The 22,799-nt window shown below is 69.0% G+C and carries 20 protein-coding genes and 1 pseudogene; 10 read left to right on the forward strand and 11 right to left on the reverse strand.

Annotation, left to right across the window (positions count from 1 at the left end; genetic code table 11):
- Positions 1–198 precede the first annotated feature (198 nt).
- Both AC3ETA_RS32775 and AC3ETA_RS32780 read left to right on the forward strand, forming a co-directional pair.
- Positions 199–1,329 carry an aldehyde dehydrogenase family protein gene (locus AC3ETA_RS32775; RefSeq protein WP_432196526.1) on the forward strand — a complete coding sequence of 377 codons (1,131 nt, stop codon included), beginning with the start codon at positions 199–201 and terminating at the stop codon, positions 1,327–1,329.
- Positions 1,329–3,023, forward strand: coding sequence for a thiamine pyrophosphate-binding protein (locus AC3ETA_RS32780; protein ID WP_432196527.1), 1,695 nt, complete (start codon positions 1,329–1,331; stop codon positions 3,021–3,023). The genes AC3ETA_RS32775 and AC3ETA_RS32780 overlap by 1 nt, the downstream gene beginning before the upstream one ends.
- A 151-nt stretch (positions 3,024–3,174) precedes the next feature.
- Here AC3ETA_RS32780 and AC3ETA_RS32785 read toward each other — a convergent pair whose 3' ends face one another.
- Together AC3ETA_RS32785 and AC3ETA_RS32790 are read right to left on the reverse strand one after the other, a co-directional pair.
- The gene (locus AC3ETA_RS32785) at positions 3,175–3,738 is read right to left on the reverse strand and encodes a hypothetical protein (protein ID WP_432196528.1); all 564 of its coding nucleotides are present in this window, start codon (positions 3,736–3,738) and stop codon (positions 3,175–3,177) included.
- A 34-nt stretch (positions 3,739–3,772) separates the two neighbouring features.
- Positions 3,773–4,225 (reverse strand): hypothetical protein, encoded by a 453-nt coding sequence (locus tag AC3ETA_RS32790; RefSeq protein WP_432196529.1) that lies wholly within the window; start codon positions 4,223–4,225, stop codon positions 3,773–3,775.
- A gap of 468 nt (positions 4,226–4,693) precedes the next feature.
- Between AC3ETA_RS32790 and AC3ETA_RS32795 the strand changes: the two genes are divergently transcribed.
- Positions 4,694–6,961 (forward strand): M4 family metallopeptidase, encoded by a 2,268-nt coding sequence (locus AC3ETA_RS32795; RefSeq protein WP_432196530.1) that lies wholly within the window; start codon positions 4,694–4,696, stop codon positions 6,959–6,961.
- Between the two features lie 73 nt (positions 6,962–7,034).
- Here the strand turns inward: AC3ETA_RS32795 and AC3ETA_RS32800 are convergent, their stop codons facing one another.
- Together AC3ETA_RS32800 and AC3ETA_RS32805 are read right to left on the reverse strand one after the other, a co-directional pair.
- The gene (locus tag AC3ETA_RS32800; RefSeq protein ID WP_432196531.1) at positions 7,035–7,769 is read right to left on the reverse strand and encodes an SDR family NAD(P)-dependent oxidoreductase; all 735 of its coding nucleotides are present in this window, start codon (positions 7,767–7,769) and stop codon (positions 7,035–7,037) included.
- A 64-nt stretch (positions 7,770–7,833) separates the two neighbouring features.
- Complete coding sequence (locus AC3ETA_RS32805) at positions 7,834–8,727, reverse strand: helix-turn-helix transcriptional regulator (RefSeq protein WP_432196532.1); 894 nt, start codon at positions 8,725–8,727, stop codon at positions 7,834–7,836.
- A 256-nt stretch (positions 8,728–8,983) separates the two neighbouring features.
- Between AC3ETA_RS32805 and AC3ETA_RS32810 the strand changes: the two genes are divergently transcribed.
- From AC3ETA_RS32810 to gap, 3 genes are all read left to right on the forward strand, one after another.
- Positions 8,984–10,000, forward strand: coding sequence for a zinc-dependent alcohol dehydrogenase family protein (locus AC3ETA_RS32810; RefSeq protein WP_432196533.1), 1,017 nt, complete (start codon positions 8,984–8,986; stop codon positions 9,998–10,000).
- 336 nt (positions 10,001–10,336) lie between these two features.
- Positions 10,337–11,293: a GlxA family transcriptional regulator gene (locus AC3ETA_RS32815; protein WP_432196548.1), complete on the forward strand. Its 957-nt coding sequence runs from the start codon at positions 10,337–10,339 to the stop codon at positions 11,291–11,293.
- Between the two features lie 172 nt (positions 11,294–11,465).
- Positions 11,466–12,464, forward strand: a complete 999-nt coding sequence (gene gap, locus AC3ETA_RS32820; protein ID WP_432196534.1) for a type I glyceraldehyde-3-phosphate dehydrogenase — start codon at positions 11,466–11,468, stop codon at positions 12,462–12,464.
- A gap of 85 nt (positions 12,465–12,549) precedes the next feature.
- Here the strand turns inward: gap and AC3ETA_RS32825 are convergent, their stop codons facing one another.
- From AC3ETA_RS32825 to AC3ETA_RS32835, 3 genes and pseudogenes are all read right to left on the reverse strand, one after another.
- The gene (locus tag AC3ETA_RS32825) at positions 12,550–13,173 is read right to left on the reverse strand and encodes an NUDIX hydrolase (RefSeq protein WP_432196535.1); all 624 of its coding nucleotides are present in this window, start codon (positions 13,171–13,173) and stop codon (positions 12,550–12,552) included.
- A 62-nt stretch (positions 13,174–13,235) separates the two neighbouring features.
- Positions 13,236–13,385: pseudogene (locus AC3ETA_RS32830) on the reverse strand (GNAT family N-acetyltransferase); the annotation flags it as partial.
- 722 nt (positions 13,386–14,107) lie between these two features.
- The gene (locus AC3ETA_RS32835) at positions 14,108–14,980 is read right to left on the reverse strand and encodes a DUF4394 domain-containing protein (RefSeq protein ID WP_432196536.1); all 873 of its coding nucleotides are present in this window, start codon (positions 14,978–14,980) and stop codon (positions 14,108–14,110) included.
- 279 nt (positions 14,981–15,259) lie between these two features.
- Between AC3ETA_RS32835 and AC3ETA_RS32840 the strand changes: the two genes are divergently transcribed.
- A complete protein-coding gene (locus AC3ETA_RS32840) occupies positions 15,260–16,465 on the forward strand; it encodes a PucR family transcriptional regulator (protein WP_432196537.1) in 1,206 nt (401 codons plus the stop codon).
- A gap of 130 nt (positions 16,466–16,595) precedes the next feature.
- Here AC3ETA_RS32840 and AC3ETA_RS32845 read toward each other — a convergent pair whose 3' ends face one another.
- The 3 genes from AC3ETA_RS32845 to AC3ETA_RS32855 all read right to left on the reverse strand — a co-directional run bounded on the left by AC3ETA_RS32845 (position 16,596) and on the right by AC3ETA_RS32855 (position 18,633).
- The gene (locus tag AC3ETA_RS32845) at positions 16,596–17,423 is read right to left on the reverse strand and encodes an SAM-dependent methyltransferase (protein WP_432196538.1); all 828 of its coding nucleotides are present in this window, start codon (positions 17,421–17,423) and stop codon (positions 16,596–16,598) included.
- Between the two features lie 83 nt (positions 17,424–17,506).
- Entirely contained in the window at positions 17,507–17,764 is a 258-nt protein-coding gene (locus tag AC3ETA_RS32850; RefSeq protein WP_432196539.1) for a DUF397 domain-containing protein, read from the reverse strand.
- Complete coding sequence (locus AC3ETA_RS32855; protein ID WP_432196540.1) at positions 17,761–18,633, reverse strand: helix-turn-helix domain-containing protein; 873 nt, start codon at positions 18,631–18,633, stop codon at positions 17,761–17,763. The genes AC3ETA_RS32850 and AC3ETA_RS32855 overlap by 4 nt, the downstream gene beginning before the upstream one ends.
- Before the next feature lie 315 nt (positions 18,634–18,948).
- On the opposite strand from AC3ETA_RS32855, the gene AC3ETA_RS32860 reads away from it, so the two are divergent.
- Positions 18,949–19,392: an ATP-binding protein gene (locus AC3ETA_RS32860; RefSeq protein WP_432196541.1), complete on the forward strand. Its 444-nt coding sequence runs from the start codon at positions 18,949–18,951 to the stop codon at positions 19,390–19,392.
- Between the two features lie 112 nt (positions 19,393–19,504).
- Here the strand turns inward: AC3ETA_RS32860 and AC3ETA_RS32865 are convergent, their stop codons facing one another.
- On the reverse strand, positions 19,505–21,586 hold the full coding sequence (locus tag AC3ETA_RS32865) for an NPCBM/NEW2 domain-containing protein (RefSeq protein ID WP_432196542.1): 2,082 nt from the start codon (positions 21,584–21,586) through the stop codon (positions 19,505–19,507).
- Positions 21,587–21,919: 333 nt separating this feature from the next.
- On the opposite strand from AC3ETA_RS32865, the gene AC3ETA_RS32870 reads away from it, so the two are divergent.
- Both AC3ETA_RS32870 and AC3ETA_RS32875 read left to right on the forward strand, forming a co-directional pair.
- Positions 21,920–22,360, forward strand: coding sequence for a VOC family protein (locus AC3ETA_RS32870; protein ID WP_432196543.1), 441 nt, complete (start codon positions 21,920–21,922; stop codon positions 22,358–22,360).
- A gap of 89 nt (positions 22,361–22,449) precedes the next feature.
- On the forward strand, positions 22,450–22,799 hold a 350-nt coding region (locus AC3ETA_RS32875; protein WP_488187653.1), incomplete at its 3' end, for a nuclear transport factor 2-like protein.

Consider the following 22,799-nt stretch of genomic DNA (forward strand, 5'->3'; position numbering starts at 1 on the left):
CCTGTTTACGGTGAATGGCCTGTGGCATCCTCCTATTGCCGTGCCGGAGTCCTGCATCCTGCGAACGGGAATTCGGCGGACGATGTTCGTGGGGTGGGGGTGAGTGGCGTGATCGATGTGCGTCATGGTTCTGCTTGTCATCTGCGGCGGAAGGGCGGGGACCGTAACGAATCATGGGGGGAAATCGGGGCCGCGCTGGTGAGGATTTTCCTCGACGCCCGCGAAGATCTCCTGGAGGTGCTGACGAGTGTCGCCACCTTGCAGAGCGCCGAGGATGAGTTGTTCAGGTCTCTACGTGCACTCTCGGGTGCCGGATGGGAGATCCAGCGCAATTCACCCGGCGCTTTACGCAAGGTGGCGTCGTTCCTTCCGTCCAACAACCTCCTCTATTCGTACGTGCTTTTCGGCGTTGTCCCTTCTCTCTACGCGGATCGCTTGTGCATGCGGCCGTCGGTGCGAGTGACCGACACGGCGATGGCCCTGGACGCCGTCGTCGGGCCGGCGCTCAGGGGGCTCGGATGCGGACTCGACCTGACACCCGTGTCCCAGCGCGAGTTCATGACCACCTGCTTGACGGCGGACGCGGTCGTCTTCACAGGGCAACCCCGCAACGCCGACGCGGTCGCAGAGAAGCTCGGTCCCGACACGCTCATGCTGGCCCTCGGTTCCGGCCCCAATCCGATCGTGGTCGGCCCTGAGGCGAAACTGGAACGAGCCTGCCGGGACACTGTCGAAGCCCGCGTGTACAACTCGGGCCAGGACTGCCTCTGCCCCGACATCGTCTTCGTACATGAATCGGTGACGAAGGAGGTCGTCGGGAGACTCGAAGATCTCCTCTCCCGGGTGGCCATCGGGGAACGCCATTCGCCAGGAGTCCAGGTCGCCCCGCTTGTCTACCAGGACGCTGTCGCCGGAGCTGCGGAATTCATCGACCGGCACAGGGAGAACGTGGTGAGTGGCGGGGCCGTGGACGCCGACGGGTTCGTTCAGCCCACCCTCGTGTCGCTGCCGTGGAATCCGCACTTTCATCCACCCGAGCTCTTCTCACCGATCGTCACGGTCATGGAATACAGCAGCCCTTCGGACATGGTGACCTGGATGGCATCGCCCTGCGAGTCCCAGCGGGGGATGTATGTCTCGGTGTACGGAGAACCCGCACTCGACCGGGAGCGGGTGGCCACATCGGTCGTGACGCGTGAATGCACCACCTTCGACATCGAGGACGGGAACCGGCCGTTCGGCGGCTACGGCGCGTCGGCCAGCAGCGTGCGCCACCGCGGCACGAGGGCGGCCCGGCCGGTACTGCTGTCGGCGGAGGTACGCCGCTGATGCCCGCCTGGGACCTGATCGCCGGTACCATCGCCGACGCGGGGTGCCGACTGGTCGTCGGACTGCCCTCGGACGAACCCGGCTTGCTCGACGCCGCCGACCGCCATCCCGACCTGGAGGCACTCGGCGTGCGCGATCAGCGGGTCGGCGCCTGCGCCGCCATCGGGCATACGACTGTCTCCGGCCGCCCCGCGGTACTGGCGCTGAACTCCGGACCGAGCTTCGTCAACGCGCTGACGGGCCTCCTCGAAGCGTCATCACTGGGCTGCTCCACCGTCGTGATCACCACCCGGATACCGGCGTCCGAACTCGGCCGCGGCGGTTTCCAGCAGGTCGACCAACTCGCGATGGCCGCACCTCTGGCCAAGTGGTCCTTTCTCGTCGAGCAGGCGGACCAACTGGTCTGGGCGCTACGGCGTGCCGTCCACATGGCCGTGAACGGAGCACCCGGGGTGGTCGTGCTGGAGATCGCGCACGAGGTGCTGCAGTCGGACCTCAGCGCGGCCGAGCCCATGGGCTTGGTCCGCAGACTCGCTGCCGTCGCCTCCGACGAAGCCGTCGAGGACGCGGCGCGGTTGCTGCGGCACGCGCAGCGACCCGTGGTCGTGGCGGGCGGCGGGGCGAAAGCGGCCGGAGCGGGTGAAGCACTGGTCGGGCTGGCGGAACGACTCGGCGCGCCGCTGTTCACGACAGCCTCCGGTCGGGGAGTGATCGACGAGGACCATCCGCTCGCCCACGGCCTGATCGGGCTCTACACCAGCTCCGCGGCACAACCGCTGCTGCACGAGGCCGACTTGGTGCTCGTCATCGGATCACGACTCGAGGAGACCGCGCGGATGGGCTGGTTCCGCCCGGGCTCCAGCCGACTGATCCAGCTGGACAGCGACCCAACGGCCTTCTTTCTGGCCGCGGAAGCCGACGTAAGCCTCCTCGGCGATGCGGCGCTGACGCTGCGGCGGCTGCTCGGCGTCCTGGGCGAGCGGGACCTCGGTGCGACCGGCAGCGCCTGGCGCCTGCGCATCGGACAGGTCCAGCACGAACTGCGCCCAGTTCCGGGTGCCGAAGACCGAGCGCTGACGGCCCCCGACGCCATCACGGCCGTGATCGACGCCTTCGGACGTGACCTGATCCTCGTACAGGAGAACGGCCTCCACGACATGTGGGGCTACTACTACCCGGTGGTCTCGGTCAGCGACCGCTCCACGATGATCTCGCCCGGCGAGCAGACCATGGTGGGCTTCGGGCTCGGAGCCGCTCTGGGTGCCGCGGTGACCGACCGGTCCCGACCCACCGTCGTCATCTGCGGCGACGGCGCCGCCGAGATGAGCCTGGCCGCCCTCCCGACCGCCGCAGAGCACAACTGCGGCATCACCGTCCTCATGCTCGACAACCGCGGATTCGGATGGCCCAGGTTCGTGCGCTCGCACTCCGGCAGCGATGACTCCCTGACCCGGTTCGCGACGCTGTCCCACGTCGGCCGAGTCGTCGAGAGCCTCGGCGGCTGGACAGCCGGCCCGGCCTCACGCGGTGAACTCGCGGCAGCGCTGGAGAAGGCGCGGCTGGTGACCGCTGACGGCGGAATTGCCCTGATCAGCGTGCGCGTCGCAGACGACGACATCCCGCCGGGCGTGCTCCGCGCATTCGAGCCTGCGGACAGCGCACACCAGGAGCCCCCGCCGGACGGCGTCGACTGATCCGCGGCCCGGCGTGCGTCCGGTGTGTCGCCGGACCCACGTGCACGGTCATCGGTGCGCGGCGGCGGCCGGGCCGAGGGGAGTGCCCCCGGAGCGTGATGCGGTGCATCACACGATGCCGGTCGCCGTGGTCGCGGTTGGCGGTACTGGCTCACCGCTGCTTCTCGACGTCCGTCACCGAGGTCGGCCCCAATTGCCTGGCGCTGGCGTACTCCGGCATCGTCATGGGCTTGTCGAACAGGAAGAACGACTGGTTCGTGCCGACCGTGAACTCCATGTACGCATCCGTCGTGGCGTCGAAACCGTAGTAGGCGTTGCAGGTGGAACCCGACGTGTACGTGCCGTCCATTCCGGGCTGCGTGAGGACCGCGACGCCGTTGTTGGTGGACTCCACCTTCTCCGTCGGAGTGAGCATCTTGCAACGCGGTACCGGAAGGCCCTTCATGATGAAGTACCCGTACTCGCCATTGGCATTCTGGATGTAGACGTACGAGAGTTTGCTCCGCTTCCCCCACGTCCTGATCCACTGGTTGATCGCCTCGCGGGTCGGCGAGTACTCCATGCGGCCCGCCGGCTGCTGGGCCACGAGGCGGTCGTAGTTCTCCTGCTTGGCCTTGTTCTCCTTGTCCTGGCTGGAGTCGGTGCAGGACGTCAGGGCAAGGCCCACGACGAGCGCGACGACGGTGGCCAGGGCCATGCGTGCGAACTTCTTCATGCGGTGCCGCCCTCTTCCCGGGGTGAGATGGGGATCAGTCGGTGCACGTCGTGCGCTCGGCAGCGGTATCCAGCCGATACGGCAGATCCTTGTCGCGGAAGGGCGCGCGGTGCTCCTGGCGCGCCTTCGAGTTGTACTCGTTGACCGACTCGATCCGCGTGGCCTTCAGCGCGGTGATCGACTGATCGATCTGCGTCTTGCGGGTCTCCGAAGCGTCCCTCCGCTCCTCCTGGAGCGCCTGGATCGTGCCCTCGGCGTTCTGCACGGCCTCGCACAGATCGAAGAACTGCTCGTACGTGGTCTGACGGAACTCGCCCGAGCCGACGGTGTTCTCGCGCTTGTCCGCCTCACCGCGGAACGGGGCGGTGATCCATCCCGCACCGCCGAAGGCGAACGCCCCGATCGCGTACAGCACCGCCAGGCCGATGACCCCGGCGACGGCCCAAGCCCCTAACCGTGCCCCCTCGCGTACGTGCCCCATGGCCATCCCCCTTCACAGGCGGCTCCGCGCTGTGGAACCACCTTCCGCGAAGGAGGACACGGGCGCCCGGTGAAACGGTTCCGCGTCGGCAAGAGCGCGTCCGGAAGGGGGGCGTGACTCAAGTGCCTTGCAGGCGGAACCAGTTCGGCCTTGCGGAGAGATGCCGGCGCCGACCCGCTCGCCCTGTCCGGGGGAGGCCGAAAATCTCCGCCCTCCGTGCCAATTTGCCTGACTTGCATGGTCAATTTGAGCCGTCACCTTGGCATTTGCATGACAAGTATGTGTGCACGGTGTCACTCTTCTGCGGAAGTTCACTGTTCCTTGACGTGTTCACCACTCGGTGCACCACGTTCTCGCCACCCCCCACCTCCTTCCACCCGCATGCCGTGCAGCGCTACGGACCGGCGTACCCCGCCGCTCCATCTCGTCCACGGTCCCCACCACGGGTCGACCGCCGTACTGAAGGAGAACCCGTTGTCCCTGCGACACCGCAAGGTCATCCGGCCCAGACGCACCTCCGCCGTCGCCCTCACCGCAGTCGGGGCCCTGCTGGCCCTGGCCGCCCCCGATCTGGCCACCGCCGTCCCGGCGGACCCGGGCCCCGCGAAGATCACCGCCACACCCCGGGCCGGCGCCGCCCAGGCCTCCCTGACGCCGGACCGCCGCGCCGCTCTGATCAAGACCGCCCAGTCCAAGGCGGCCGGCACGGCGGATCGGATCGGTCTCGGCGGCAAGGAGAAGCTGGTCGTCAAGGACGTCATCAAGGACGCCGACGGCACCACGCACACCCGCTACGAACGCACCTACGCCGGGCTGCCCGTCCTCGGCGGCGACCTCGTCGTCCATGACAAGAGCGGCCGTACGACTGTCACCGAGGCGAACAAGGCCGACCTCTCGCTGTCCACCCTCAGCCCGAAGATCACGGCCGCCGGTGCCGCCGGCAAGGCACTCGACGTGTCGAAGAAGGCCGAGGTCAAGGGTTCCGAGACGGAGCGGGCACCGCGGCTCGTGGTGTGGGCCGGTTCCGGCAAGCCCGCGCTCGCCTGGGAGACGGTCGTCGAGGGCACGCAGGAGGACGGCACACCCAGCGAGCTCCAGGTCGTCACCGATGCCGCCACCGGCAAGCAGCTCCTGGCCGCCGAGAAGGTGCACACCGGCTCCGGCACGGGCCAGTACGCCGGCGAGGTGCCCCTCGGTACCACCCTGTCCGGATCGACGTACCAGCTCGTCGACCCCGACCGCGCCGGGCAGAAGACGTACGACCTCAACCAGGGCACCTCGGGCACCGGGACCCTGTTCACGGACGACAACGATGTCTGGGGTGACGGCCTGCCGTCCAACCGTCAGACCGCCGGCGTCGACGTCGCCTTCGGCGCGGCGGCCACCTGGGACTACTACAAGGAGACCCACGGCCGTAACGGCATCCGCAACGACGGTGTCGCCGCCTACAGCCGTGCCCACTACGGCAACAACTACGTCAACGCCTTCTGGCAGGACTCCTGCTTCTGCATGACGTACGGCGACGGCTCGGGCAACACCCACCCGCTGACCGCACTCGACGTGGCCGCGCACGAGATGAGCCACGGCGTCACCGCCGCCACCGCGGGCCTGGTGTACTCCGGCGAGTCCGGCGGGCTCAACGAGGCCACGTCCGACATCTTCGCCGCCGCCGTCGAGTTCTACGAGGACCTGCCCGCCGACCCCGCGGACTACCTCGTCGGCGAGAAGATCGACATCAACGGCAACGGCACCCCGCTGCGCTACATGGACAAGCCCTCCAAGGACGGTGCCTCCAGGGACAACTGGAGCTCCACGCTGGGCAGCATCGATGTCCACTACTCCTCGGGCCCGGCGAACCACTTCTTCTACCTGCTCTCCGAGGGCAGCGGCGCCAAGACCGTCAACGGCGTGTCCTACGACAGCCCGACGTACGACGGGCAGTCCGTCACCGGCATCGGCATCCAGAACGCCGCCGCGATCTGGTACCGCGCGCTGACGACGTACATGACCTCCAGCACCAACTACGCGGGTGCCCGCACCGCCACCCTCTCGGCGGCCGCGGACCTGTTCGGCGCCTACAGCCCGACCTACCTCGCCGTCGCCGACGCCTGGGCCGCGATCAACGTCGGCAACCGCATCGCTCTCGGCGTCAACCTCGCACCGGTCGCCGACCAGATCAGCGGCGTCAACCAGGACGTCAGCCTGCAGCTGGACGCCTACACCACCAACACCGGAGCTTCCCTCACCTACGAGGCCACCGGGCTGCCCGACGGCCTGAGCATCAGCCAGAGCGGCCTGATCAGCGGCACCCCGACCACGCTGGGCACCGGCGACGTCACGATCAAGGTGACCGACAGCACCGGGGCGACCGTCTCGGACACCTTCAGCTGGCAGATCGCCTACGTCTACGCCAACTCCACCCGCGTGGACATCCCCGACAACGGGGCCGCCGTCGAGTCCCCGGTGACCATCACCGGCCGCGACGGCAACGCCTCGGCGACCACCTCGGTCTACGTCAACATCATCCACACCTACCGAGGTGACCTCACCGTCGACCTCGTCGGCCCGAACGGCACCGTCTACTCCCTGCTCAACCGCAGCGGCGGCTCCGCGGACAACGTCGACCAGACCTTCACGATCGACGCCTCCGCGCAGCCGCTCGACGGCACCTGGAAGCTGCGCGTGCAGGACCGGGCGAACATCGACGTGGGCTACATCTCCCGCTGGACGCTGACGCCCTGACCCCCTGACACATCGGCAGCACAGCGCCGCCGCTCGTGCCCTTCGGGACTCGGGCGGCGGCGTGGCCGTGGAGCTACTGCGCGGTGAAGGGGACGCCCGTCTCCTCGCCCAGCGTGCGCAGGAGGCGGTCCTGGAACTCCTCGTCGTACACAGCGGCGTGCGGTTGTTGACGCTGTTGGTGGTACCAGTAGCCGCCGCTGCTCAATGCCTGCGCCGCATCGCTCGTGGCGAGCCATGTCTGGGTCCGGTGACCGAGTTCCAGATCGTCCGGCGCGCCGGGGCCGCCCATCCTGGTGGGCACCCAGCCGGGGTCCACGGCATTGCTCACTGTTCCGGGTCGCAGGCGCGCCACCGCGGCCGCGAGCGTCGTGACGAACAGCTTGCTGTCGGCGTACGAGCCGGGCGTGTGTCCCCGCCAGTCGGTGCCGTCGAGGAGGGGCCGCCCCTGGTAGTGGGAGCCGCTGCTCAGGTAGACCAGCCGGCGCGGTCCGTGCAGCAGGGACGTGAGCAGGTACGGGGCGATGATGTTGACCGGCACGACCGCGGGCCCGCTCCACACACCCGCGTTGTGGATCACGGCGTCGAGGGGTGCCGCATCGCCCAGTTCGGCGGCGATGCGCCGCACCGAGGCACGGTCCGTGAAATCACCCAGGACGATGTCGGCCCCGCGGTCGACCAGCTCCTGGACACCGGCCGCGCGCTCCTCGTTGCGGGCGTGCACCACGACGTCATGGCCGGCGGACAGCAGTTCGTCCGCCGCGGCCCGCCCAAGCCCGTCCGCAGAGCCCGTCACCAGGATCCGACTCACGATCACACCGCTCTCTTCAGGGTCGTGGCTCCTCGCCGTGCGAGGACGGGAAGGCCGGGAGGCTTCAGCTCGTCGCGGATCGCTGCGCCGGCGTCGGGGCCTCATGCGTTGCCGCCCAGGACGCGAGCAGGCGCAGGCCCTCTTCGGACGCCGAGCCCGGCTCGGCGGCGTAGATGGTCAGGGTCAGGCCGGGCTCGGCCGCCAGCTCCAGGCCCTCGAAGGCGAGGGTGATCTCGCCGACGCTCTCGTGGTGGAAGCGCTTCGTTCCCGTTCCGTGGTGGCGGACGTTGTGGGCGCCCCACCGGGTGCGGAACTCCTCGCTGCGGGTGGACAGTTCACCGACCAGGTCGTGCAGGTCCCTGTCGTACGGGTTGCGGCCCGCTTCGGTACGCAGGATGGCGACGGCCACATCGGCGAACCGGTCCCAGTCGGGGTAGAAGCGCCGGGAGGCGGGGTCGAGGAACTGGAACCGAGCGAGATTCGCCTGGTTGCCGGGGGTGGCGTAGATGTCGCGGTAGAAGGCGCGGGCGAGCTGGTTCGTCGCGAGGATGTCCATGCGGCCGTTGCGCACGAAGGCCGGTCCCGCGGTGATGGCGTCCAGAGTCCACTGCAGGCTGCGGTGGGCCTTCCACTGGCCCTTGGTGCGCCGCAGCCTCGGGCGGGTGAGGGCGTCGGAGCCGTCGGCCGTCTGCGCCAGATTCAGTAGATGGGCGCGTTCGGGGTCATCCAGCTGCAGCACCCGGGCAACGGCCTCCAGGACGGCGGGGGAGACACCGGCGAGATTGCCGCGTTCGAGTTTGGCGTAGTACTCGACGCTCATGTCGGCCAGGGCCGCGACCTCGCTGCGTCGCAGGCCCGGTACGCGGCGGCGCGAGCCCGCGGGCAGCCCGGCCCGCTCGGGGCTGATCCTTGCGCGACGCGAGGTCAGGAACTCGCGGACCTCATCACGGTTGTCCATACCTCGACGGTACGGCCCGCAGGCGGCCGGAGCGATGTACTGCCGGTACACCTCTCACTGGTGACTCGCTGCCCGCGCGACATGGCGGTTTCCTGGATGACGTGGCGCTCGGCGTCCGCTGCCAAGAGCGGACAGGGCGCTCGGCCCGGTACCGCGGCACGCGAGGCGTCGCACGCACCGGGTCCGCAACCGCATTCGGCGACCGTCTGCACGACGATCCGTACATCGGCCGCCACAGTACGTAAGGAACTCTTTCATGCGCGGAGCAGTGATCCACGCCCCAGGCGACGTGCGCTTCGAGACCGTGGACGACACGAAGATCCTCAAGCCGACCGACGCGGTCGTCCGGACGGCCGTGACCTGTGTGTGCGGCTCGGACCTGTGGCCGTATCGCGGCGCGGAGCCGATCGAGCGCGCTCACCCGATGGGGCACGAGTACGTCGGCTTCGTGGAGGAGGTCGGGTCCGAGGTCACCGCGGTCCGGCCGGGCCAGTTCGTCGTCGGATCCTTCGCGACCTCCGACAACACCTGCGCGAACTGCCGCAACGGCTTCCAGTCCAGCTGTCTGAACCGTGAGTTCATGAGCACCTGCCAGGCCGAGTACGTGCGCATCCCGAACGCCCAGGGCACGCTCGTCGCCACCGATGAGGTTCCGGAGGAGCAGTTCTGGCCCGGCCTGCTGGCAGTCTCCGACGTGATGGGCACCGGCTGGTGGGCCGCCGATGCCGCCGAGGTGAAGCCCGGCTCCACCGCCGTCGTCGTCGGCGACGGCGCGGTCGGCCTGTGCGCCGTGCTCGCGGCCAAGGAACTGGGCGCGGAGCGGATCATCGCCATGTCGCGCCACGAGTCCCGGCAGAGGCTCGCCCTGGAGTTCGGCGCCACCGACATCGTCACCGAGCGCGGCGACGAGGGCGTCGCCCGGATCAAGGACCTCACGGGCGGCATCGGCGCCGACAGCGTGCTGGAGTGCGTCGGCACCGCGCAGGCCATGCGGCAGGCGCTGCACTCGGCGAGGCCCGGCGGCAGCGTCGGCTTCGTGGGCGTGCCGCACGGGGTCGCCGTCGACGGACAGGAGCTCTTCTTCTCCCACGTCGGGCTGCGCGGCGGCCCGGCACCGGTGCGCCGCTACCTGCCCGACCTGATCGGCCGCGTCCTGACCGGAAGCATCGACCCCGGCAAGGTCTTCGACCTGACCCTGCCCCTGGACCAGGTGGCCGAGGGCTACAAGGCCATGGACGAGCGCCGGGCGATCAAGGCTCTCCTCAAGCCGTGACCCCCAGGGCGGTGCGTCGCGCGGCCCGCCGACGCTCCACCGCATCCCCCTCTCACGGGTTCTTTCGTTTCCGGTGAACCACTCGGCCGGGGCCTTGCTGGTGGGCCGGCACCTGATGAATTCCGCTGGGTGGGACGTCGTCGTCGCCGGCCCGGAACCCTCCGGAATGCGGGCGAACCTCGTCCGTTTCGCTCCCGGCTCCCGTACCCATGGGCACGTGCACCCGGTGGGTCAGACCCTGCACGTGGTGTCCGGCATCGCCTTGATCGGTACTCGCGACGGCACCGTCCCTGAGGTGAACTCCCGCCCACGTAATCTCTTCCTGTGTCAGCTCCTGTGTCCGCCTCTCGCCTGCATCGCGTCGCCGTCCTCGTGCTCGACGGTGCCAAGCCCCTCGATGTCGGAATCCCGGCACAGGTGTTCACGACCCGGGCGAGCATGCCGTACGAAGTGCGGGTGTGCGGTGCGGCACCCGGTCTGGTGACCGGCGGCGACGGCCTCGCGTACTACGTCGACCACGGCCTGGACGCGCTTGAGTGGGCCGACATCGTCTTCGTCCCCGGCTACCGACACCCGGACCGCGACGACCCGCCGCAGGCCGTCATCGACGCACTGATCGCAGCCCACGACCGGGGCGCACGGCTCGCCGCCATCTCGACGGGCGCCTTCGCGCTCGCCGCGACGGGCCTGCTCGACGGCAGGCGCGCCACGACGCACTGGCACTACACACGCGCTCTCGTGGCCAGGCACCCGCTCGTGCAGGTCGACGAGAACGTGCTGTTCGTCGACGCGGGCAGCGTGCTCACCTCGGCCGGCGCCGCCTCCGGGATCGACCTGTGCCTGCACATCCTGCGCGGCGACCTCGGAGTGGCCGCGTCCAACCACGCGGCCCGACGTCTGGTCGCGGCTCCCTACCGCAGCGGCGGTCAGGCCCAGTACGTACCGCGCAGTGTCCCCGAGCCGCTCGGTGAGCGGTTCGCCGACACCCGCGAGTGGGCGCTGCACCGGCTCGGTGACCCTCTCACCCTCGACACGCTGGCGCGACAGGCGGGGGTCTCGCCGCGTACGTTCTCCCGGCGCTTCGTCGACGAGACCGGTTACACGCCGATGCAGTGGGTGATGCGCGCCCGCATCGACCTGGCCCGCGAACTGCTGGAGCGCTCGCAGCGCAGCGTCGAACAGATCGCGGCCGACGTCGGGCTCGGCACCGGCGCCAACCTGCGCCTGCACTTCCAGAGCATCCTCGGCACCACACCGAGCGAGTACCGGCGCACCTTCACCCGCGGCGAGTGACCCAGCGCCGCACCCTGTGGCGGGATGGCGGGATGGCGGGATGGCGGGATGGCGGGATGGCGGGATGGCGGGATGGCGGGATGGCGGGATCCTTTTGAACCATGGCGATGTCGCCACTGTCAGCAGCGGCTGCCTCGGACGAACCTGGTGGTGAAGGGAAGGGACATCACACATGACTCGCATCGCCATCAACGGATTCGGCCGCATCGGACGCAACGTGCTGCGCGCACTGCTCGAACGCGACAGTGCCCTGGAGATCGTCGCCGTCAACGACCTCACGGAGCCCGCCACGCTCGCCCGGCTGCTCGCCTACGACAGCACAGCCGGCCGGCTGGGGCGCCCGGTGACCGTCGACGGCGACGCCCTCGTCGTCGACGGCCGCCGGATCACGGTGCTGGCCGAACGCGAACCGGCGCAGCTGCCGTGGGCCGACCTCGGCGTCGACATCGTCCTGGAAGCCACCGGCCGCTTCACCTCGGCGAAGGCCGCCCGCGCCCACCTCGACGCGGGTGCGAAGAAGGTACTCGTCAGCGCGCCGTCGGACGGCGCCGACGTCACGCTCGCCTTCGGGGTCAACACCGACGCCTACGACCCGGACCTGCACACGATCGTCTCGAACGCCTCCTGCACCACCAACGCGCTCGCGCCGCTGGCCAAGGTCCTCGACGACCTCGCCGGCATCGAGCACGGGTTCATGACGACCGTGCACGCCTACACACAGGAGCAGAACCTCCAGGACGGCCCGCACCGCGACGCCCGCCGCGCCCGCGCCGCCGGCGTCAACATCGTGCCGACCACGACCGGCGCCGCCAAGGCGATCGGTCTCGTGCTGCCGAACCTCGACGGCAAGCTGTCCGGCGACTCGATCCGCGTGCCGGTGCCGGTGGGCTCGATCGTCGAACTCAACACGACCGTCGCGCGCGACGTGACGCGCGAGGACGTGCTGGCGGCGTACCGCGCCGCGGCGCAGGGACCGCTCGCCGGTGTCCTGGAGTACTCGGACGACCCGTTGGTCTCCTCCGACATCGTGGGCAATCCCGCCTCGTCGATCTTCGACTCGGCCCTCACCCGCGTCGACGGCCGCCACGTCAAGGTGGTCGCCTGGTACGACAACGAGTGGGGCTTCTCGAACCGCGTGATCGACACGCTGGAGTTCCTCGCCACCCGCTGATCGGGCGTGCGGGCCCCGTCTCCGGCGGCTGCGATGAGGTGTTCTGGTCGACCCGTCGGGCAACCAGAGCACCCAGACACGCCGACTACCCCTGTCGTCCCTTGGCCCGAGCGTGCCGCAGCTTCTGAGTGAAGCGGTGCATGTGAGGGTCGAGCACCTCGGCCGACTCACCGAGGACCTCCTCGTCGGTCAACCACCGGAGGGCATCGAACTCGCCTTCGTCGTACGAGGTAATGGCGCTGGCCTCGGCATTGAGGACGTACCAGAGCGAGACGTCGGTGTGTGCGCCCTGTCCCCGGGTTCGGGTGACCGTGAGGAAGAAGGGACGCGGACCGGTGATCGGCGATGCCGCAGCCTCGATGCCCAGCTCCTCTTGGCATTCGCGGACGACGGCGGCCCATGGGTCCTCATCCGGCTCGACGTGTCCTCCGGCCGGCAGCCACAGGCCTGCCTTGCGGTGGGCGACGAGCAGCAGCCGGCCGTGCGTTCCGTCGAGGACGACGAAGTAGCTCACCAAGTGCATGGCAGGGACATCAGGCTTGCGCACCCGATAGATCGGGGCTCCGCCGGCGATCCACTGCGTGGCGGTGTCCAGATGCGTGCGCTCCAGGTCGTCCCACGGTTCGATGGCACCGACCAGCTCAAGGAGGCGGAGGCGGACACGCGACTGATTGTCAGAGGTGGAGAACCGATGTTCAGTTGAGGCCATTCGCGGATGGTGGCAGCAGCCACTGACAACGTGCCGCGCGAACACGGCGCCGGGCGCGGCGGTCAGAACCAGTGCAGGCAGTGTGCCCCGAGATGGCCCGAGCCCAGTTCGCGCACGTCCAGGGACAGGTCGGGCTCCCGGTCCGTCGGGACGCAGTCGGCCTTGCCGTCCCGGACAGCCGGCAGGTAGCGGTCGCGTTCGCCGAGGAACGGAGTCCCGCGGGTGACCTGCTCGGGTGCCATGTATCCCGGGGAGCCGATGACACCCCCGGTACTCGTGCGCCGGGTGTCGTCCGAGGCCCGGGCGATTCCGAAGTCCAATGAGCAGTGGGCGGCGGCGGGCGAGCAGCACGTTGGACGGCTTCACGGCGCGGTGCGCGAGCCCCGCCCGGTGTACGTCCCGCAGTCCCTCGGCGAGTTCCGCCGCCGCCCGGACGGCGGCCTCGGGCAGCGGGCCGTCGGACGCCACCCGGTCCGCGAGGCAGGGAGCGGCCACGTACTGGGTGGCCAGCCACTGCGGCCGGTGCCCTGCGGGGCTGAAGCCGACGACCGATACCGTCCAGAGAGAGCGCACCTGATCGCTGCCGGCGATCTCGCGGGCAGGACGACCCGATGCCGTGCGGGAGAGGAACACCTGCCTCATGCCGCCCGGCGCCCAGTCTCGCCAACAGGGGGTAGCCGTCGATGGCCGGCGGATCGGTGGGATCCAGACGTTTCATGAACTCTCCGGGCGCTGCTCGGACCGCAGGGACGGTACGCCGTGGCTGCGGGCGACCTGCACCGCCGTGATGCACGCGGGCCTGTCCTGCACGCGATGCATTCACATCAGTCCATTTCCCCAGTGCATGGCGGAGAGGGAAGCCGTTCCGGGACAAAAGCATGTGCGGCCCGCCGGCATCAGATCTCCGGCGGGCCGTCGTGCGAGTCGGTGAAGGTCAGCTTCCGGTGAGGGTGACCGCCAAGGACGTGATGTTCAGCGGGAACTGGAGGATCGCGGTCGGTTCACCGGTGACGAGGTTGATGCTGTAGAGCGTCGGAGCGCTCGCGCCGTACGGGGTGAGCGAGGCGAACGCGGCGACCGATGTCGTCTTGCCGTTGGTCAGATAGCTGAAGATGTCCAGGCCCGCGTTGGGCTGCGCGTCGAAGCCGAGGGAGCCGACCGTGGACAGCGTGCCGTTGTTGGCCGGTGCCTGGAGGACGAGGTTGTCGGTCGTGGTGTCGATGCCGTACAGGAGCGTTCCGGTGGACGCGACGAGGTCGTTGTTCGTGTAGCCGGACGCCGTGACGCCCCGCGCCGGCCCGGTCAGCGGCGGGGTGGTGAGGGTGGTGTCCTCGACCGTGGTGTGGTCATTGAGGTTGTGCCGCAGGTTCTGACCGTTGTCGCTGACCACCCGGAGGCGGTCGGCCGCAGGGTTGAAGTCGAAGCCGAAGTTGGTTCCGTACAGCGCGACTTGGAGCTGGGAGACCTTGGTGACCACCACGTCGGAGGTCTGCGGCGGGGTCTTGATGGTGTAGATGCCGCCCTTGTCGCCGAGGCCGTACATCAGGCCGTTCTGGACGCGGTGGTCGAGGGCGAGCAGCTTGGTGTCGCCGCTGAGGCCGGTGACGACCCGGACCCAGTCGAGCACGTTCGGCCGGTCGGTGGTGAAGGTGGCCATCAGGGTGCCGTCGCCGGTGATCCCGAAGGCCCGCAGGCTGGGCGCGGCCGTGGCGGCCGAACCGTTGCCCGGCGCGCTCACCAGCAGGGCCGCGGAAACGGACAGGACCGCGGTCGCCGCCGCGAGTCTCTTTCTGATTCCTGCTTTCATCAGTGTTCCCCTCCCGTTCGATCGAATGCCATCGAAAGAAATTGCACACGCGACGCGGATCTCTGCGAATGCGAATTTCGGCGTATTGATGACTCCCATTTAGCCGCCTTCACCGCAGCTCCACAACCGGATCTGAGCACAACACCTCCTTGATCCCAGAACTTTGCGCACTATGACAAATAGCCGGGTGACGCAAAGAGTGCCGATTCACGCGAAGTGACAAATCGCGTCCGGATTTCGCCTGTCGACTCGCTCACCTGCGATGGCAGGCTCCCGCCCATGGGGAGCCTCTTCGCCGAACTGGCCCGGCAGGCGCCGACCAACGCCTGCCGGGAGGTCGAGACGTATCTGCGCGAGATTCCGGAGTTCCGTTCGTGGGAAACCGAGCCACGGGCCAAGGCCGAGACGATGGAATACTCGGTGTGGCTGCGGCGCCGCACGATCGAACTGTCGCCGGACAACAGCGAACTGACCGACGACGACCTCCGCTACATCGCCGCCATCGGAGAGGTACGGGCCGATGCCGGAATGTCCTCGTATTCACGACAGCAGGTACTCCAGCTGCACACCACGCTCATGCTGCGCGACATCCACGAGGCCGCCGAGAGCCTGCGCGGTGGCGAAGTCGAGGAACTCATGCAGGTGATGACGTGGTTCGCCCCGCAGGGCGACCGTGGGATCGTCGCCTACCGACAGGGATTCGTCACGGTGCTGCGCCGCCGTCTGCCGTACGTCGAGCAGGTCGCCCTGCTGGCCAGGTCACTGCTGACCGGGGATCCCATGGCCGCGGATCTTGCCGCGGCGCTCGACTTCGAACTCCCCGCATTCTGCGCCGTCACGGTGATCCGCGTACCGGAACGCCCCCTGGGCGACCATGACCTCGACACCGAGATCGAAACGCTCGTGAAGACACACCAGGTGCCCGCCGTCTGGTACCCGGAGAACGGCACGAGGGGCGGTGAGCTGATCGCCGTCGTTCCCTGTGCCGACGAGGCCGTACGGCTGCCCTCAGCGCCCGACGCCGTGGCGGACCTGGTCGCGGACTTCGCCGAGGCGCTTCGCCGCCCCTGCGCCGCCGGCACCGCCACCGCACCTCTCGACGAACTCCCCGCAGCCCTCGAACGGGCCCGCCGGATCAGCAAGTCGGCGCCGCTGGGGAAGCCCTCGCGCCGACTACGGCCGTACACCGTGGCGGACGTCTTCGTGGAACTCGCGGTCGCGGACGTGCCGTTCATCGACGCCTGGCTCCACACGGTGGCCCGGAGCCTCGATCCCGGCCCGGACCTCGTGACCACGCTCGATGCCTACTACCGCCACGACATGAATCGCGGCGCGGCGGCAGCGGCCCTCAACGTCCACCCGCGCACCTTGGACTATCGCCTGCGCCGGGTCGCTGAACTCACCGGCATCGACCCGGGCTCGACGCACGGTATACGCACGCTCAGCACCGTCGTCACGCGGCGGCTGTCGGGCTCGTGGACCTGAATCGGAGGCCTCCAGGCGGGCCTTGACCTGGTGTTCTGCGCTCACCGGCCTAGCCGGGGGCCCGGCGGACATCCATGGGAGGGCCGAGTTGAGGATCCGTTGCGCCTGGAAGGGAACGGCCCCCGCTCCGTCACGGCTTGATGCCCACCCCGGTCCACAGGCTGACCTGGGCGTCCGTCACGGAGTCTGTCCTGGCGGTCTCCTGGGGCGCGGCGTCGGGGCGCCAGCGGTGACCGACGGTGACGCCGGGCTCCAGCAGGTCGAGCCCGTCGAAGAAGCGGGCCACGTCCTTCCGGGAACGGAACTGCACCGGCGTACCGGCTCCGTGGTATATGTCGGTGACCTTCTGCCAGGTCTCCGGATCGAAGTCCGGTGTGCAGTGGCTCAGTGCCAGTGCGCTGCCCGAGGGGAGGACATCGAGCAGGTTGCCGACGATGCCGTACGGGTCCTGGGCGTCCGTGACGAAGTGCATCAGGGCGTTGAGGGACAGCGCGACCGGCTCGGTCAGGTCCAGGACCTCGGCCAGCTCGGGAGCGTTGACGAGAGCCTGCGGGTCGTTGACGTCCGCCTCGATGTAGGTGGTGCGCCCCTGGGGCGTGCTGCGCATGAGGCGCTCGGCGTACTTGAGGACGAGGGGGTCGTTGTCGGCGTAGACCACACGGGCGTCGGGCACCACGGTCTGCGCGACCTGGTGCAGGTTCGGCTCGGTGGGAATGCCGGTGCCGATGTCGAGCCACTGCCGGATGCCGTGTTCGGTGGCGAGGACCCTGGTGGCCCGGTGCATGAAGGCCCGGTTCTCGCGGGCGCACACGAAGATGCCGGGATAGGCGGCGGCGACGGTCTCGGCCGCCTTCCTGTCGACCTCGAAGTGGTCCTTGCCGCCCAGGTAGTAGTCGTACATCCGCGCGGAGTGCGGCCTGCTGGTGTCGATGTCCCGGGCGGCGTGGGGGGTGCTCATTCTGTTCCCTTCAATGGTGTCCGTGTCATGCCGGGCGGGTCACGGCCGGGGCCTGCCGGCGGCCTTCCCACTCGGATCCTGGCTCAGCAGGCCGTCAGATGATCGGCCATCCCCTTCTTGACGCCGGCGACGAACGCCGCCATCTCCTGCGGGGTGTAGATCAGCGCGGGGCCGGTGGGATCCGTCGACTGCCGCAACGCGATACGGCCGTCCGCGAGCTGCTTCGTCTGGACGCACTGGCCTCCGTTGGGACCGCTCCACGGGCTCTCCCAGCCCTGGTCGCCCAGATCCGAGGCGGGCATGCCGTTGTAGAAGTAGAACGGGTCGTCGGTGACGGTCATGAATACTCCTTGCGCATGCGATTCAAGAGGCCCCTGCTGTCCGCCGACGAGGTGAGCAATGACATCCGGTTGTGCGCCTCGAGATGGGCGACGACATCGGATCGCTGATCCAGGTACATCGAGGCGGACAGGATCTCGCTGTAGACGACGTCGGGCAGCTCCGGCTCCTCGAAACGGAAGTACGTGAAGGGTGCACATGCCCCTACATGGGCACCCGCGGTGAACGGCACGATGTCCACGCTCACATGGCTCAGCTCCGATACCTCCAGGAGCCGGTCGATCTGCTCACGCATCACCTCGGCGCCGCCCACCATCCGGTGCAGCACCGCTTCCTCCATGACCACCCACAGCGTGGGGGCGTCGGGCCTGTCCAGCAGGACCTGGCGACGCAGACGCAGATCCACTCTGCGCTCCAGGTCCTCCGCACTGTCGTTGGGGAAGCCGCCTCGCAGGACCGCACGGGCGTACCCGTGGGTCTGGAGTAACCCCGTGACGTAGTGCGGCTCGTAGGTGCGCAGCGTCTTGGCGCCGGTCTCCAGGCTGACGTAGGCGCTGAACCAGGAGGGCACGACATCGCGGTACGCGTGCCACCAGCCCGGTTCGTTCGCCTGCTCGGCGAGGTCGACGAACTCGTCGATCTCCTGCTGCTCGGCTCCGTAGGTCTGCAGCAGCTTCTCGACGTAGAGGGGCTTGAGGCTGACCTCCGCCTTCTCCAAGCGGCGGATGGTCAAGGGCGTCACACGCAGCGCCTTCGCCGCGTCGTCCAGCGACATACCCGCGTCCTCACGCATGTCGAGCAGCCTTCGGCCGAGGATCATGCGCAGCACGGTGGGTGCACTGGCGCCCGCGCTCGAACGGACCTCACTCACACCCGAACCTCCTGAGGGACTGTCATCAGCAGCAGTCTGACAGGTACTTGGTGATGCCACCAGACCGATACCGTCTTGCTGAAATTATCAGGGAGTAGCTTGCAGCATGAACTCCACTGAGAGCATAGTGAGTTGAGTGAACGACCCTGGCGAACGTCCACGCTTCAGAGCCAACAGGCCCTGTGCGCATGCGGGTTGGCTGTCCAAGGGCGTTCGAGTCTCGGGGCACGGTTCGGAACACCCCTTTCCGGCCTGCCCGTTGCTCACCTTCCCGTCATCTGACTGCGCACGCTCACCGATGGAAGGCGAACCACCGTGCCCCCCCACACGATGCATCCCCCTCGGCTCCTGGACGTCGCCGACCCTGAGCGCACCCGCTGGCTCGAACTCCCGGCCCACCGCTCCAGCGTGAGAATCGCCCGCGGCTTCGCGGGCAAGGGCCTGGCCGCCTGGCGGCTCCCCGTCGAGCCGGCCGCTGACGCCGTGCTGCTGGTGTCCGAGCTGGTCACCAACGCCGTACGGCACACGCACAGCGCACGGATCCTGTGCGGCATAGGGCTCGTCGCGACCACCTGCCTGCGGCTGGAGGTCCACGACCATGGCCACGTCGCCAGGAGCCTGCCCACGTGCGAGCCGGGCCCCGAGGACGAAACCGGCCGCGGACTCTTACTCGTGCAGGCGATCGCCGGAGACTGGGGTGTCGACCGTTCCGAGCTCACGGGTGGCAACGTTGTCTGGGTGACCATGACAATGTCGTGAAGGAGGACGGCGGAAGGCCCCTGACGGGTGACCAGCAAGGCGCGGGGGGATGCGTATTGCTGAAAGGGCCGCACTCACGCATGACGTCACGCGTGAGTGCGGCCCTCTCGGATCAGCAGGTGGCGTTCAGGCCGGCCCAGTCGGCTCGGTCGTTGTAGCCGCCGTCCCCGGCGTCGCCGACCACGAGGTCGAGCACCCGGACGCCGGACAGGTCGATGTCGGCCTCGCGGACGTCGTCGCGGCCCAGCACCCCGCTGTCGAACAGCACGCGGCCGTCACCGATCACCTGGAAGGCCGACGTGCCGCCCTCCGGGCCGACGTTGCGTACCGCATCGTCGATGCCGACGGTCGTGGTCAGCCGGGTGCACCGGTCGCCGACGTAGTAGCGGACCGTGGAAGGTGAGGCGACCCCGAGGCCGGTCGGGTATTCCTGGCCGAGCATGCTGATCGGCGTCCAGCCGCCGACGCTCCGGTCCACCGTCGGACTCATCCACCCGCTGGTCGCGCTGATCCAGTCGTGGTGCGACAGGACGACGTCGCCGTCCGGCGGCGCCGGCGCGACGACCAGTGGCGCGGCCGTCTGCTGCCGCAGCCGTCCCTTGCCGGTCACCTCGTACGAGGTGGAGGCGGTCAGGGTGCTGCTGCCCGGCGCGGCGGTGGCCGGCAGGGTGATCGTGAAGGCCGACGTCACGGAGCTGTGGGACTTCAGCAGCTTCGGCGCCTTACCGACCGGACGGACCGTCCACCCGGCGGGTACCGCGAGTTCGACCCGCGGCGCGAAGACCGGCCGCGCACTGTCGTTGCGGACGGTGACTTCGACCCGGGCCTCGTCGCCGCCGGCGACCACCGGTGCGACCCCGGCGGGCACCGTGTCGCCGCCGACCTTCGTCACCTGCGGGAGGCCGGCGACGACGTGCGGAAGACCCGGCTTGCCCGTTGCCCGGCTGACCCGGAACAGCGCCGCGCCGTGGGCCGGGACGGCGGCGCTGATGGTGCCGGCGCTCTCGGTGACCTGGTTGGTCCAGGCGTTCTTCAGGGTGAACCGGCCCCCGGACAGCCCGACCGAGGACGCCTTCGCGGTCAGGGTCGCCGGGCTGTCGCCGCGGTTCAGCAGCACCACGGCACGGTCGCCGTCGGCCAGCCGCTTCACCCAGGTCTCCGTCGTACCCGCCGGGCCGACCCGGACGGCCTGGACGCCGGCAGCGTCCTGGTTGATCGCGAGGACGTCGCGGTCCGAGAGGATGCCGAGCGAGGTCTTGCTGAGCTTGCGGACGTCGCTGCCGATCACCAGCGGGGCGGCCGCCACCGACCAGAGCGTCATCTGCGTACGGAACTCCTCGTCGTTCATGCCGAGTTCGGGTCCCAGGTAGTCCGGGTCGTTGAAGTGCCCCGGCCCGGCGGCCTCGGGATGCCGCGCGTTCGCGTCGTAGTTCCGCAGGACGTCCTTGAACTTGATCTCGCCGACGAAACCGACATCCGTGTACGTCCGCCAGGACTGCGCGATCGACGGCGCGTAGGACCAGGAGTACGTCGACTGCTGCTCCTCCGGGTAGTTGCCCCAGTCCGGGGACGTCACCGGGTTGCAGAGGTTGAAGATCATGGGGCGCCCGCCGGCGTTGTTGCGCAACGCCTGCGCGAACTCGGTGTAGACGGTTTTCGGGTCGAGGTCCGCGGCGATCCCGCAGAGGTAGTCCACCTTGACCGCGTCGAACTCCCAGGCGGCGAACTGGTTCGCGTCACGCTGGTAGTAGCCGTGGCTGCCGAGCCCGCACTTGCCCGGGATGTACGGGCCGGCGTCGGTGTAGATGCCCGCCTTCAGCCCCTTGGAGTGGATGTAGTCGACCAGTGGCTTCAGTCCGTTCGGGAACTGGCCGGGGTTGGGCACGAGGTCGCCGGCCGCGCTGCGCGGGGTCGGTGCCGCCCAGTTGCCGTCGATCCAGACGTACTTGTAACCGGCGTCGCGCAGACCGCTGCTGACCAGGAAGTCGGCTGTCGACCTGACCTCCGCCTCGGTCGGGTCGCCACCCAGTGCGTAGTAGGTGTTCCAGCCCATGTACGGCGTCGGGCTCAGCACTTGCTGAGACGCCGACGCGGCTGCGGCGACACTGTCGGCCGGGGGGACGGCCCGGGCGGGTGGCTGCACGACCAACAAGCCGGCCAGGAGAGCCAGGAGGACGGTGAGCCTTCGTTTCACATCGGATCCTTCGCTGTCCGAACAGGCGTGCCGAACCGTCCCGGTCGTGAGTCTGAGATGCCGCTGCCCAGAGGAAGGTACGGCGGTCGTTCTTCGGACCAGTCAACGCCCGCTCGCCTACGGGTTGGTTGCCAGGATCTTGCAGCGGTCGCCAGCGGGCGTCAATATTAATTACTAAATTAAGAGTTAGGTTCGCTGTTCGAGGGCGGCCCGCGGCACCGTCGAACGGGACTCCTCCGGAATGGGACCCGCGGGATGTCGAAGGCGGCTCGTCAGCTCCGTCTCCAGGGAAGCAGCGGCTACCGTGGCCGTGCGTCGCGAAGGAGGACCGGCATGACGATCCGGCGGATGGACAACGTGCTCATCGTCGTCGACGACCTTGACGCCGTCATCGCGTTCTTCGTCGAGCTCGGCATGGAGCCGGAGGGCAAGGGGCCGCTCGAATGGCGGGGAGCGGAGCGTGTCATCGGACTCGCTGACGTCCGGCAGGACGTCGCCATGCTGCGGGTCCCGGACGGTCATGGACGAGTGGAGCTGGCGAGGTTCCACCGGCCGAAGGCCATCACCCCGGAGCCGAAGGACGCGCCGGCGAACACGCTCGGTCTTCGTCGCATCATGTTCGCCGTCGACGACATCGGAGACGTCGTCGCCCGCTTGCGGGCCCACGGTGCCGAACTCGTCGGCGAGATCGTGCAGTACGAGAACGTGTACCGGCTCTGCTACGTCCGCGGCCCCGAGGGCATCGTCGTCGGGCTCGCCGAGGAGCTCGGCTGAAGGCCGTTGAAGGGGGCCCCGCGCCGCATACCGGGCCTGTGGCGTCGACACGTATGACAGCGGAGTCACCGGCCCGGACTGTCCAACGCTTGTTCCCGCTGCTGGCCGAGGGGAGGAGCGCGGAGGCGGCGGAGCTGTTCGCCGACTCGGTGTCGTTCTCCATCCCGCACCCGCCGGGCATTCCGTGGGTTCCGGAGGTCGACTCGGCGCAGGGCATGCGGACGTTCTTCGAACTGCTTCAGACCCATGTGCGGGCCAAGGAGTTCGACCTCCGTCTGGTCATCGCCGAGGGCGATGACGTCGTGCTCATCGGGTCTCTCCTTCGTGGATACCCCGGCCTTCAGGCCGGGGAGGAAACGAAGTTCCTGCGGAGCAGGGCAGGGAAGGCCGGTCCGCCCTGGCGGACCGCCCTCCACCGGTCACCGGCCGACACCCGCTG

This window comes from Streptomyces sp. bgisy027 (genome assembly GCF_057710365.1).

Excerpts from the sequence above, each read along its gene's own strand:
- AC3ETA_RS32805 (WP_432196532.1), bottom strand. The coding sequence starts at position 8,727 with ATGGACAACCGTGATGAGGTCCGCGAGTTCCTGACCTCGCGTCGCGCA.
- AC3ETA_RS32790 (WP_432196529.1), bottom strand. The coding sequence starts at position 4,225 with ATGGCCATGGGGCACGTACGCGAGGGGGCACGGTTAGGGGCTTGGGCC.
- AC3ETA_RS32845 (WP_432196538.1), bottom strand. The coding sequence starts at position 17,423 with ATGAGCACCCCCCACGCCGCCCGGGACATCGACACCAGCAGGCCGCAC.
- AC3ETA_RS32780 (WP_432196527.1), top strand. The coding sequence starts at position 1,329 with ATGCCCGCCTGGGACCTGATCGCCGGTACCATCGCCGACGCGGGGTGC.
- AC3ETA_RS32850 (WP_432196539.1), bottom strand. The coding sequence starts at position 17,764 with ATGACCGTCACCGACGACCCGTTCTACTTCTACAACGGCATGCCCGCC.
- AC3ETA_RS32825 (WP_432196535.1), bottom strand. The coding sequence starts at position 13,173 with ATGGCCTCAACTGAACATCGGTTCTCCACCTCTGACAATCAGTCGCGT.
- AC3ETA_RS32840 (WP_432196537.1), top strand. The coding sequence starts at position 15,260 with ATGGGGAGCCTCTTCGCCGAACTGGCCCGGCAGGCGCCGACCAACGCC.
- AC3ETA_RS32810 (WP_432196533.1), top strand. The coding sequence starts at position 8,984 with ATGCGCGGAGCAGTGATCCACGCCCCAGGCGACGTGCGCTTCGAGACC.
- AC3ETA_RS32785 (WP_432196528.1), bottom strand. The coding sequence starts at position 3,738 with ATGAAGAAGTTCGCACGCATGGCCCTGGCCACCGTCGTCGCGCTCGTC.
- gap (WP_432196534.1), top strand. The coding sequence starts at position 11,466 with ATGACTCGCATCGCCATCAACGGATTCGGCCGCATCGGACGCAACGTG.
- AC3ETA_RS32870 (WP_432196543.1), top strand. The coding sequence starts at position 21,920 with ATGACGATCCGGCGGATGGACAACGTGCTCATCGTCGTCGACGACCTT.
- AC3ETA_RS32835 (WP_432196536.1), bottom strand. The coding sequence starts at position 14,980 with ATGAAAGCAGGAATCAGAAAGAGACTCGCGGCGGCGACCGCGGTCCTG.